General features: G+C 46.3%; 12 protein-coding genes. 3 read left to right on the forward strand and 9 right to left on the reverse strand.

Annotation, left to right across the window (positions count from 1 at the left end; translation table 11 throughout):
• Positions 1-717 precede the first annotated feature (717 nt).
• The 9 genes from cmk to C9991_RS07805 form a co-directional block, all read right to left on the reverse strand.
• The gene (gene cmk, locus C9991_RS07765; RefSeq protein WP_106812001.1) at positions 718-1,410 is read right to left on the reverse strand and encodes a (d)CMP kinase; all 693 of its coding nucleotides are present in this window, start codon (positions 1,408-1,410) and stop codon (positions 718-720) included.
• 49 nt (positions 1,411-1,459) lie between these two features.
• The gene (gene porQ / locus C9991_RS07770) at positions 1,460-2,407 is read right to left on the reverse strand and encodes a type IX secretion system protein PorQ (protein ID WP_106812002.1); all 948 of its coding nucleotides are present in this window, start codon (positions 2,405-2,407) and stop codon (positions 1,460-1,462) included.
• Between the two features lie 5 nt (positions 2,408-2,412).
• On the reverse strand, positions 2,413-4,083 hold the full coding sequence (locus tag C9991_RS07775) for a SulP family inorganic anion transporter (protein WP_106812003.1): 1,671 nt from the start codon (positions 4,081-4,083) through the stop codon (positions 2,413-2,415).
• 117 nt (positions 4,084-4,200) lie between these two features.
• Positions 4,201-4,986 carry a TatD family hydrolase gene (locus tag C9991_RS07780; protein WP_106812004.1) on the reverse strand — a complete coding sequence of 262 codons (786 nt, stop codon included), beginning with the start codon at positions 4,984-4,986 and terminating at the stop codon, positions 4,201-4,203.
• Complete coding sequence (locus tag C9991_RS07785; protein WP_106812005.1) at positions 4,983-5,684, reverse strand: hypothetical protein; 702 nt, start codon at positions 5,682-5,684, stop codon at positions 4,983-4,985. Before C9991_RS07785 ends, C9991_RS07780 begins: the two co-directional genes overlap by 4 nt.
• 31 nt (positions 5,685-5,715) lie before the next feature.
• The gene (locus tag C9991_RS07790) at positions 5,716-6,690 is read right to left on the reverse strand and encodes a polyprenyl synthetase family protein (RefSeq protein ID WP_106812006.1); all 975 of its coding nucleotides are present in this window, start codon (positions 6,688-6,690) and stop codon (positions 5,716-5,718) included.
• 17 nt (positions 6,691-6,707) lie between these two features.
• Positions 6,708-7,430, reverse strand: coding sequence for an energy transducer TonB (locus tag C9991_RS07795; RefSeq protein ID WP_106812007.1), 723 nt, complete (start codon positions 7,428-7,430; stop codon positions 6,708-6,710).
• Between the two features lie 57 nt (positions 7,431-7,487).
• Entirely contained in the window at positions 7,488-8,399 is a 912-nt protein-coding gene (locus tag C9991_RS07800) for a dihydroorotate dehydrogenase (protein ID WP_106812008.1), read from the reverse strand.
• Entirely contained in the window at positions 8,387-9,163 is a 777-nt protein-coding gene (locus C9991_RS07805; RefSeq protein ID WP_106812009.1) for a dihydroorotate dehydrogenase electron transfer subunit, read from the reverse strand. The genes C9991_RS07800 and C9991_RS07805 overlap by 13 nt, the downstream gene beginning before the upstream one ends.
• 223 nt (positions 9,164-9,386) lie before the next feature.
• Between C9991_RS07805 and C9991_RS07810 the strand changes: the two genes are divergently transcribed.
• The 3 genes from C9991_RS07810 to C9991_RS07820 all read left to right on the forward strand — a co-directional run bounded on the left by C9991_RS07810 (position 9,387) and on the right by C9991_RS07820 (position 12,266).
• A complete protein-coding gene (locus C9991_RS07810; RefSeq protein WP_106812010.1) occupies positions 9,387-10,481 on the forward strand; it encodes an agmatine deiminase family protein in 1,095 nt (364 codons plus the stop codon).
• A gap of 33 nt (positions 10,482-10,514) precedes the next feature.
• Positions 10,515-11,315 carry a TrmH family RNA methyltransferase gene (locus tag C9991_RS07815; protein ID WP_106812011.1) on the forward strand — a complete coding sequence of 267 codons (801 nt, stop codon included), beginning with the start codon at positions 10,515-10,517 and terminating at the stop codon, positions 11,313-11,315.
• A 66-nt stretch (positions 11,316-11,381) separates the two neighbouring features.
• Positions 11,382-12,266: a carbon-nitrogen hydrolase gene (locus C9991_RS07820; protein WP_106812012.1), complete on the forward strand. Its 885-nt coding sequence runs from the start codon at positions 11,382-11,384 to the stop codon at positions 12,264-12,266.
• Positions 12,267-12,327: the final 61 nt, after the last annotated feature.

The following is a 12,327-nucleotide window of genomic DNA, read 5'->3' on the forward strand; positions in this document are numbered from 1 at the left end:
AGTGTTTTCGCTTGGCAAAAGTAATAAAAACTTCTCTATTATTATATGTGCATAACATTAATATTATATAATGTATAAACATTATTTATATGACAAAATGTATTGCCTACTGACTAATTGGCACAAATTTAAGACAAGTCATTGATTTCTATCAATAAATATAAGACAAAGCCAAAATAACTGCCATAATACTTGTGTGCGTACACAAAAGGTATTACCTTTGCATCAGTTAAAGTGATTAGGATAACAAAAAGAGAAAGGAACAGTATTATGATGGTATTTGGATTTATATTCGCTATTTGCTGTGCAGCACTCGTAGAGGCTGTAGTAGTGAACAAGAAAATCAACTTTTCTAAGTAATAGAAAATGGTCCTAACGGGCCAGTTGGTTGATGAAGAACACAGAAAGATGATAACAAAAGGATAACAAAGATTTATTTAAGAAAGGTAGAAAGATTATGATGATTTTAGGTTTTGTAGTTTTGGTATGTTGTGCAGCTTTGGCTGAGGCCGTAAAAGTTAATAACAACATGTTTCTCACAAAGTAATGTGAGATTTGGTTTGAAACTTTATTAATTGATATTGATATATTTAGAGGCGGTTGCAGGCTTGAAAATAGCTTGCAACCGCCTCGCTTTTTATACAATTGTGTCCAAATAGCTGTTCACTCTTTGTTGTTCAGCAATTCTTTCTTGTTTATTCAGCTGTTCACTATCTATTACTCAGCTGTTCTTTCATGAAATTTCTCCATAAGCCATTGCTTCTGTTCGGCAATTGTAAGATAGCTGTTGTCGAGCACCAAAGCGTCGTCGGCTTGCTTAAGTGGAGATGTTTCGCGATGAGTGTCAATATAGTCGCGCTCTTCAACATTCTTGAGTATAGCGTCAAAGTCGGCAGGCATTCCCTTAGCCTCGAGTTCTTTGAAGCGTCTTTGTGCACGAATCTCAGCCGAAGCAGTAACGAATATCTTCAGTTCAGCATTTGGGAACACCACGGTACCAATGTCGCGACCATCCATAACGATGCCCTTTTCGTTGCCCATAGCTTGCTGTTGCTCAACAAGCTTGGCACGTACAAAAGGCAGGGCAGCTATCGGACTTACGTGTTGCGACACCTCAAGCGAGCGTATTTCTTTCTCTACAACCTCGTTGTTAAGGCATGTCTCAGGCTTTCCGGTCTTTGGATTAAGCTTGAAAGAGATGTTAACTTCAGGCAACAGGCTCTCAAGTTTCTCCACATTGATGTTGCCTTCGGCGTCGAACAAACCATGACGCATGGCAAACAATGTAACTGCACGATACATAGCACCTGTGTCTACGTATATATAGCCCACCTCTTGAGCAAGATCCTTAGCCATAGTGCTTTTTCCGCACGACGAGTATCCGTCGATGGCTATCACAATTTTTTTCATATTGTTATTAGTTTTTATATAGTCTTATTTATATAGTCTTATTGAATTATCAGAGCGAATAGGCTGCGCTCACGATTATTGACGAACTCGATACATGGTACTTGCCGTATGCAAGGTTCACCTTGAAGCGGTTTAGGTTTATGCCAGCACCAAATGACAATCCTGCTCCATGCGAGCTTTTGCCGTCGGTATCTTCAATGCCCATCTCATCGGCACGGCGGAAGTTGTAACCGGCACCTATCCATAACGATTGCGACATGTCTATGTCGACACCCATTACAAGATGGTTGGCAAACTTGTAGTTCAAATGGTTAAGGTCCACAAGAGTAGCCGATACACGGAACGGAGTGTGGGCAAATCGTTTGCTAACGCCAAATTGTAGGTCTATAGGCATAGGGTCATAATCGTCGTTGTAAGCCTTAAGCTGTCCGCCAAGGTTCTTTGCAACAAGCGACACAGAGAGCTCGTCCTCGGAGTTGTAGTAGTTGAGTCCGAGGTCGATGCCCATACCTATGCTGTTGTAGTCGCCTATGTACGATGTTATGAATTTGGCTGCAATACCGCCCGCAATATGTTGGCTAAGCATGTAGCTGAAGTATCCGCTCACGGCAATGTCCTTAGCCGAGAACTCGCCCGTCTGTTGGTTAAACTCATCAGTCTGTCGCATTGAGCCATAGTTGATAAACTGTCCGCTTACTGCCCACGATGCCTTGTCGCCCACATTACGGTTGAACGACGCGCTTGCTGTGGTTGAGCCCTCCATGTATGTCATAAAGTTAAGGCCCAACGACTTATCGCCAACCGACGACAATAATGCAGGGTTGTGAAACATAAGCGAGGCATCGTCCTCAATTATCGTAATGTTGTCGCCACCCAATGCGGCAGCATGCGCACTTACAGGAAGCCTCAGGAAGTTGTAAGCCGTTTGGCTTTCCTGTGCTTGCATGCCTGCAATGCCTAATGTGGCAAGTGATAGTGTGATGAGTTCTTTTTTCATTCAATCTACTTGATTATTTCCTTAGCACGTTCGAGTGCCAGGTTGATGTGGCTGCAGATGTTGTCCTTGCCTATAAGGTCGTAGAACTTAGCCTTCTGCAACTGCGAGTGTACCTTTTCGTTGACACCCGACAACACAATCTGTATGCCCTCGTTCTTGCTCATAATACAGAGGTTGGTAAGGTTGTGTATACCGGTTGAATCGACAAACGGCACCTTTCTCATACGTATGATGCGCACTTTCGGACGGTCGCCGAATGCAGCCATAATTTCCTCGAACTTGTTTCCGGCGCCGAAGAAGTAAGGACCGTTAATCTCGTATACCTCAACTCCTTGCGGAATGGTAAGGTGTTCGAGGTTGCCCTTAACGATGTCCGACTCCTCGTTTATCTCGTCCATTATTACCTTAACGTCTGTAGTCTCCGACATACGTTTCATGAATAGCAGACAGGCGATGATAAGTCCCACCTCAATGGCAACTGTAAGGTCGAAGATGATGGTTAGGAAGAAGGTGATGAGCAACACGGTTACGTCGCTCTTCGGGTTCTTCATCAAGGCAACGAACGAGCGCCATCCGCACATGCCGTAAGATACGATAACAAGCACACCAGCCAAACATGCCATAGGAATGTACTTGGCCAATGGCATGAAAAAGAGGAAGATGAGCAGCAATACAACCGCGTGGATGATGCCAGCCACTGGCGTGCGTCCGCCATTGTTGATGTTGGTCATTGTACGTGCAATAGCTCCAGTTGCTGGAATACCACCAAACAAAGGTGATGCGAGATTGGCAACACCCTGAGCTATAAGCTCTGTGTTAGAGTTGTGATGGTCGCCTATCACACCATCGGCAACAGTAGCCGACAGCAGCGACTCTATGGCTCCGAGTACGGCAATGGTAAGTGCCGGTGGTACAAGACTCTTTATTGTGTCCCAAGTCATGGCAGGAACTTGCATGTTGGGTATCTCATTGCTTACGTTGAAGCGGTCGCCAATGGTCTCGATGGATGTAATGCCGCAGTACTGCTTTAGCAGCAAGGCAGCGATAGTCATGACGATGATGGCCACGAGCGAGCCAGGTATTTTTTTGCTGAATTTAGGTGTGATGGCTATTATAATAACGCTCACAATACCAACGATAGAGCACCAGATGTCGGCTGTAGAGAAGTTGGAGATGTAGCAAATCCACTTGTCTACGAAGTCGGAAGGTACAGAGTCAATGCTCAATCCGAAGAGGTCCTTTATCTGTGTGGTGAAGATGGTAACAGCAATACCGCTTGTAAATCCAACGACAATAGGGTAGGGGATGTACTTGATGATAGTTCCGAGTTTCAGCACACCGAAAAGAATCAGGAACACACCCGCCATAATGGTGGCAATAGTCAGACCCTCAAGTCCGTACTTCTGAATGATACCGTAGATGATGATGATAAAGGCACCGGTAGGACCTCCAATCTGAACCTTGCTACCACCGAGCAGCGAGATTATGAATCCTGCAACGATAGCCGTTATAATTCCCTTCTCAGGTGTTACGCCAGAGGCTATACCGAAAGCGATGGCAAGTGGCAGAGCAACGATGCCCACAATGACACCCGCCATGAGGTCGCTCATGAATGTTTTTTTGTTGTACGACTTCAGCGTCGAAAACAATTGGGGTTTGAAATCGAAAGTTTTCATCTTCGAAATATTAGTGTTGAAAAAATAAAACAATAGTTACCTGTAAACAAGTGCAAAATTAAACATTTTTTACCAAATGACAAAATTTAATCAACTTGAATACAGGCTAATACCATTTTATTTGAACGCTAAGGGGAATATGCGTTTGGTATTGGCGTTAGTTGCAGCCGCTACCTCGCTGTCATCTACACCATATGCCTGGGCAAGACGTTCGAGCACGTACTTTACGTAAGCGCTCTCGTTGCGCTTACCGCGCATTGGTACGGGCGCCATATAAGGCGAGTCGGTCTCTATCACTATTCGGTTGAGAGGCACTACCGAGGGCAATACCTCTGGCAGATGACTCTTCTTGAATGTAAGCACACCTCCTATACCGAGCACGAAATTGGGGAACTGCAATAGTTCCTCGGCTTCTTTCTCGTTTCCGGTAAAGCAATGGAATACACCTCCAGGCAACAGGTCGCGATACTTGCCCAGCATCTTAACCATCTCGTTCTGACCCTTTCTGCAATGAATCATAAGTGGCAGTCGTGTATCGATAGACCATTCCACCTGACGCTCAAAGGCTTGCATCTGCTCTTTCTCAAACTCGCGCGACCAGTAGTAGTCGAGTCCAACCTCGCCAATTGCTATGAATGGGTGACCAGGCTTAAGCATCTGTTGCATCTCGTCGAGCACGTTGCACCAGTCGGCACGCACCTCTTCTGGATGCAAGCCAATCATAGGATAGGCATAGCCAGGATAGTGTTGGCAGGTGTCTATAACCGTCTTGACCGACTTTAGGTCTATGGCTGGTATAAACACCTTGCTGACTCCCGCTTTGCGGGCACGCTCCATTACAAGATCGCGGTCGGTGTCAAATTCCTCGCCGTCAAGATGTGTATGTGTGTCTATAAATTTCATTCCGGTTTCTTTTCTCCTGTACGATAATAGTAAATTAAGCCGTATTTGCGGCACTCGTCAAATCGGGTCTCGGGTGGCAATTCTGCAAAGTGGGCTTCCACCTGATTCCATATGTCTACAATAATCGGGTCGAGTTTTGCTCGTAATGCCTTCAGTTCGGCAAGGGCACGGTCGGCCTTTTCATTCATAATGTGCTGTTGTTCGTATATGTCCTTAAAGATGTCGTAGTGAGTGGCCACCATACCTATTGTGGGATTGTATATGGGGCGTCCTCCTTGTGCAATGCGTTTCTTCTCGCCCTCTATGATGTTGGGCGTTAGTCGGTAGGCATCGTCTGCGTTGTGCAGCAGACGCAGAGTTTCGTTGATGTCGTCCACTGTATAGAAGGTTTGCAACGCCGTAGGTTTAATCTCGCCACGCTCTATAGACATGTCGAGCACGCGCATGAAGTGTTGCACGTACATCATCATGCGCTTTTGAGGCTTGGCTATGCAGCGATAGTTGTCCATCTGTGCATCGTAGCAGAGACGGAAATAGTTGCACAACGACTTCAGCTGTTCTTGATACGCCTTCACCTTATTTATAAGGTCGATGTCGATAAAGCGCTTGTTAGCTGCGTATACATCATTGTTGTCAAGCAGTGTGCGTATCGAGTTGAGTCGTGCTGTGTCGGTTTTTGGAAATCTTCGGTAAGGCACGAGTAATTGTTCTTTAGAGTTTAATTATTCTTTAATATTCGCGCTTCATCATGCGCTGTGCATAGGCTGTAAGCTCAGCCTTGCGATCTTCTTCGATAGATATGGCTTCTAGATATTTGCGACTTTGCTTGAAGTAGAAGTTTATTTTCTCTTGCGCCAGTTTGTCTATGCCAATCTCATTGTACAGACGTGTCACAGCGGCAATCTTCTCTTTGCGGTCGAACTCTGTAGCCGATATCCATTTTTCAAGTTCGGCACGTTGCTCGTCATTAGCACGCGCAAGAGCGTTGATCAGCATGTATGTCTTTTTGTTGGAGGTTATGTCTCCACCGATGGCTTTGCCAAATACGCGTGTGTCGCCATATACGTCTAGATAGTCGTCTTGCAACTGGAACGCCAGTCCAATCTGTTCGCCAAAGCGGTAAAGGTTGTCGGCATCTTCGTTTGTAGCACCAGCAAGTACGGCACCAATCTTCAATGCACATGCCAGCAGAACGCTTGTCTTGAGTCTTATCATTTCAATGTACTCCTCCTCGGTAACGTCGTTGCGATGCTCGAAGTCCATGTCATACTGCTGTCCTTCGCCTATCTCGAGAGCCGTTTCTGTAAAGATGTTCAGCACCTCAGGCATCTTGTCTTTGTCGCATTGAGCCATACGCTGATATGCAAGCACCAGCATAGAGTCGCCTGATAGGATGGCTGTGTTGGCATCCCACTTGCGGTGTACAGTCTCGTGTCCACGACGTAGGTCGGCATTGTCCATAAGGTCGTCGTGCAGCAAAGTGTAGTTGTGGTAGGTCTCAAGTGCACATGCCGGCATCAAGATATCCTCGGGATGCTCGCTGAACATATTGTATGCAAGCAGCATAAGCACAGGGCGGATGCGTTTTCCCCCCATAGACAGCACATAGCGTATAGGTTCGTATAGTGACGACGGTTTACGGTCGTAAGGCATATTGTCAAGATAATCGTTGACAAGCTTCAGTATTTCGTCAGCTTTTAACATATTAGTAGTGTTTACGTTTATAAATTGAATTCTATAGGTATGGCGAAGAGAGTGCGGCATGGCTTGTTGTTGTTTACACCAGGTTTCCACTTCTTCATCTTTCTTAGTACGCGCATGGCTTCACCGTCAAGTAGAGGGTGAGCCGACTTGGCTACCTTCAGGTTGCATGTGGTTCCGTCTTTATTGATGATGAAGCTTATAACCACACGTCCCTGTATATTTTGCCGTTGGGCTGCAGGTGGATAGATAATGTTGTTATTAAGCCACTTCACCAATGCGGCCATACCTCCAGGATATTCGGGTAACTGCTCTACGATGCGGAAATTTAGCGGATTGTCGTTTACGTCGATAGCAACAGTCTCGGGTGCGTCTTTATCACTCTTTCGCTTGTCGTTCTCGTCCTCCATCTCCTTGTCGTCATCAGAGCCAATAGTGCGCATTTGTGTTATGTTGTTCAGTTTTTCGGCTTGTTCCTTCTCCTCAACAATCTTTAGTTTCTGTGTAGAAGGTTTTTTCGGCTTGGGCTGAATAACAGCAATCATGTCGCTGCGCTTAGGTTTAGGCAGAAGGTCTACGTCAGGAGTCTCCTCATCGTCAGGTTCTTTTGCCTTGTTGTCCGAATTCCCCGTGGTGTATTGCAGGGCGGCAAGAAATAACGACAACGTTACAACGAGTCCTATCAAGAAGCCCGTAAGGCGCTTGTCGTCCAAATTGGCACGCTGTGATTTCTTTTGTTCCACCTTTTATAATATTAATGTTATGCAATATTAATGCGCAATGTATATAATAGGTGCGCTTTAGTCGTTAAGCGCACCAATAATCTCGCTCACCGAAGTGCATCCATGCTTGTCGAGCCAGTCGTTGATTCCATCGCGCACCTTTATAGTAACGGTAGGGTCAATGAAGTTGGCTGTACCAATCTCGATGGCTGTAGCACCAGCCATAAGAAATTCGATAGCGTCCTCAGCTGTGCTTATGCCGCCAAGACCTACAACTGGAATCTTTACGGCTTTTGCAACCTGCCATACCATACGCAAGGCAACAGGCTTAACGGCAGGACCACTAAGTCCGCCTGTAGATATGCTGAGCAATGGACGTCGGCGCTCTATGTCGATGGCCATACCCATAAGGGTATTGATTAGCGATACGCTGTCGGCGCCTTCGGCCTCTACAGCCTTGGCTATCTCGGTTACATCTGTTACGTTAGGTGATAGCTTCACAATGATAGGCTTGTGGTAAGTCTGGCGTACGGCACGCATAACACTTGCGGCGCCAGTGGTAGTAACGCCGAAAGCCATACCACCCTGTTTTACGTTAGGACATGAGATGTTAAGCTCAATAGCCGGTATATTGTCGAGCTCGTTGATACGTGCAGCACACTCGGCATAGTCTTCGGGCGATGAACCGCTTACGTTTACAATCATATTGGTGTCAATGTCCTTTATCTGCGGATAGATGTTCTTGCAGAAGTAGTCTACACCCTTGTTCTGCAGGCCAACGCAGTTGAGCATACCCTGTGCTGTTTCTGCCATACGAGGATAGTCGTTACCCTCACGTGGGTTGAGTGTTGTACCCTTGACTATGATGCCACCAATACCGTCGAGAGGTACAAAGTCGGCAAACTCCAAACCATATCCGAATGTTCCCGATGCGGTCATTACGGGATTCTTCAACTTAAGACCGCCTATTTTTACGCTTAAATCTGCCATGACAAATTCTTTATATTCATTACCGGACCTTCCTTGCATACACACTTGTTGCCCTCAACTGTCTTCTCTACACAGCAAAGGCAGGCACCTACACCACAAGCCATCTTGTTTTCGAGCGAAACCTCGCACTCGATGTTGTTCTTGTAAGCATAGCGAGCCACAGCCATCATCATTGGCTTTGGTCCGCAAGTTGATATAAGGTCAAAGTTCTCTTGCGACAATACAGAGTGGTTAGTTACAAACCCCTTCTCGCCTTCCGAACCATCTTCTGTTGTGATAAGCACTCGGCCAACCTCCTCAAACAACGACTTCTCTAATACATCATTGGCTGTGCGTGCGCCAAGCAAGAATGTAGGCTCAATGCCCATTGCCTTGATTTTCTTGCCAAAGTAGAGCAGAGGAGCCACACCAACGCCACCACCAACAAGCAATACCTTCTGCGATGAGTCGTTAGGCATGGTGAACGAGTTACCAAGAGGCAATACACAGTTCAGCTTGTCGCCAGCTTTGAGCTGCTGCAAGCTGCGTGTTCCTTCGCCTACTGCTGCTACAAGGAGCCAGAGTTCGTTGTTGTCATAATCCACATTATTAATAGAAATAGGGCGGCGCAGGAAAGTAGAAGGTGAGTTGTCTACGCGCACCTCTACAAACTGTCCTGGAAGCATCTCGGGAAGAGGCTTGTCGTCGGTAAGCTTGATGAGCACATGCTTGTCGCTCAAAGCTTCAATTGAGCTGACCGTAAGGTCGAGTATGAATTTTTTCATTTATAATTGTTATTGTTTTTGCTAAGTAATGACAAAGGCATTGTGTCAGTCCAAAAGACAGAGGACGGCCTTTCGGACTACAAAAATACTGCTTTTTATTGAGATAAGCCCGAAAGTATGCAATTAATTTTATTATTATGTGGAGTATAGTGTTGTGATATGGGATTTTTTTGTAATTTTGCATACTTATCAATGATAACATATATAATGTTCGTATAATATTATGTCTAAAAACAATTACATTCTTCCTTCCGAATGGCATCGCCAAGCGTGTGTACAGCTTACTTGGCCACATGAGGAAACTGATTGGCTTCCTTATCTTGACGACATAACAGAGACATTTGTACAGATAGCTAAGGCTGTGGCATGCTATGAGCCGCTAATAATTGCGGCCAAGAATCCTAAGTCTGTGCTCGAGCAGCTGGAAGACAGTTTGGATAACAATGAGATTAAGGGCGTGAGCATCATCAAGTGCGACAACAATGACACTTGGGCACGCGACCATGCTTTTATTACGCTTGTTCCTGTGAAGGAATCAGATGCAGAATCTTTAGTTGGTAGTGATGAGGATGAACAAAAGTTGGCAACATGCCGACTGCTCGATTTCCGCTTCAACGGATGGGGCGAGAAGTTTGCTGCCGATAAGGACAACCTTATCAACCGCACTTTATTTGAAAAGGGAATACTGCATGGCGAGCGTGTAGACTATGACGACTTTGTTCTTGAAGGCGGTTCAATAGAGAGCGACGGTCGTGGAACTATTCTCACAACAAGTATGTGTCTTATGGCACCACATCGCAATCAACCAATGACCAGGGAGCAGATTGAGCAAACTCTTAAGGAGCGCCTATGTGCCCGCAAGATTATTTGGCTCGATCATGGTCAGCTTATTGGCGACGATACCGATGGTCATATCGACACTATTGTTCGAATGTGTCCCAACAATACATTATTGTATGTAGGATGCGACGACGAGAACGATCCGCAGTATGCCGACTTTAAGGCTCTTGAGCAGCAACTAAAGGATGTTACCGATGCCGATGGCAATTCCTATCGCTTGCTTAAGCTTCCTATGCCCGATGCCATCTACGATGACGGCGACCGTCTGCCGGCTACATACGCCAACTTCCTTATATTAAACGGGGCTGTAATAGTGCCTACATACAATCAGGAAGCTAAGGATGCACGTGCGCTTGAGGTCGTTGCCGAGGCTTTCCCAGGCTATGACATCATTGCCATCGACTCGCGTACCATCGTGCGCCAGCATGGATCTATACACTGCCTTACAATGCAGTACCCTAAGGAGATGTATTTATAATAGCCAAGGACAATCTGTTAGATAGGAGCGTATATGCCTTTAATTGAGATAACGTCATTGGCTCAGCCTGGTGTTGAGGTGTATGGCAACCTTACCGAGAAGCAACTGCGCCATCAATACGAACATGGCAACGGCATATTTATAGTTGAGAGCCCTAAGGTTATAACACGTGCGCTCGATGCTGGCTACCAGCCTTTGTCGCTGCTTTGCGAGGAAAGGCACGTAGAGGGAGACGCGGCTGATATAATTGCCAGATGTCCTGACATCCCTGTGTATACTGGTAGTCGCAACTTGCTTGCCACGCTTACTGGCTATGTGCTTACGCGTGGCGTACTCTGTGCTATGCGTCGTCCGGCACAACGCAGTGTAGAGGATGTGTGCGGTAATGCACGTAGAGTGGTGGTAATAGACGGGGTGGTCGATTCTACAAATGTAGGTGCTATCTTTCGTTCGGCTTCTGCGCTTGGCATTGATGCCGTGTTGCTTACTCGTACATCGTGCGATCCACTTACACGTAGGGCTGTACGTGTGTCGATGGGAGCTGTATTCTCCATTCCTTGGACTTGGATGGATGCACCATTAAGCAGTCTTAACAACATCGGATTGCGTACTGCTGCCATGGCTCTTACTCACCGTTCGGTGTCGATAGATGATAAGACACTTCTTGCCGAACCGCGGTTGGCTATAGTTATGGGTAACGAAGGCGACGGACTGCCACAAGCTACAATCGATCAAGCCGATTATGTGGTGCGCATTCCTATGTCGCATGGAGTAGATTCGCTTAACGTTGCGGCTGCAGCTGCTGTTGCATTCTGGCAACTGCGAGTGCGATAATATCGTCCATGCTGTCCGCCTTTGCCGTGTACATAGTATAAGTAAAATCAATAAAGACAATAAATTATGAAGCATTTGAAAATAGGATATCTTCAGCAGCACAATATCGCTGACCGTAAGACCAATGTATTGCGACTTGCCGAAGGCATACGCGACTTGGCTATGCGTGGTGCCGAACTTGTGGTTCTGCAAGAACTCCACAACTCGCTTTACTTCTGCCAGGTAGAGGATGTAGACAACTTTGATTTGGCTGAACCAATACCCGGACCTTCTACCGAGTTCTTTGGTCAGGTGGCTAAGGAGTGTGGAGTGGTTATTGTTACTTCGTTGTTCGAGCGTCGTGCGCCTGGACTCTACCACAATACTGCTGTTGTAATAGAACGTGACGGAACCATAGCTGGAAAGTATCGCAAGATGCACATTCCTGACGACCCTGCTTACTACGAGAAGTTCTACTTCACACCGGGCGATCTTGGCTTCCATCCTATTCAGACCAGTGTTGGCAAGCTTGGAGTGCTTGTATGTTGGGATCAATGGTATCCAGAGGCTGCCCGTCTGATGGCTCTACAGGGTGCCGAATTGCTTATTTATCCTACAGCTATTGGTTATGCTGCCAATGATACAGAAGATGAGCAGCAACGCCAACGTGAGGCATGGACAACAGTTCAGCGTGGTCATGCTGTGGCTAATGGTTTGCCAGTTGTATCGGTCAATCGTGTTGGTTTCGAGCCCGACCCAAGTGGTCAGACTGAGGGCATTCAGTTCTGGGGTTCGTCAATGGTTGTTGGTCCCCAGGGCGAGATGCTTTATCGCTCGTCGGCTGATGAGGAAGAAAGTGTAATAGCTGAGATAGACCTTGCACATAGCGAAGATGTGCGTCGCTGGTGGCCATTCTTGCGCGACCGTCGTATCGACGAGTATGGCGAAATAACAAAGCGATTTATCGACTAATCTCATTTCAAGCAATCGCAGACATTATAACAATCGCAGACATTATAATAAAAGCTAAACC

The sequence above is a fragment of the Prevotella merdae genome (genome assembly GCF_900290275.1).
Taxonomy (GTDB): Bacteria; Bacteroidota; Bacteroidia; order Bacteroidales; family Bacteroidaceae; genus Prevotella; species Prevotella merdae.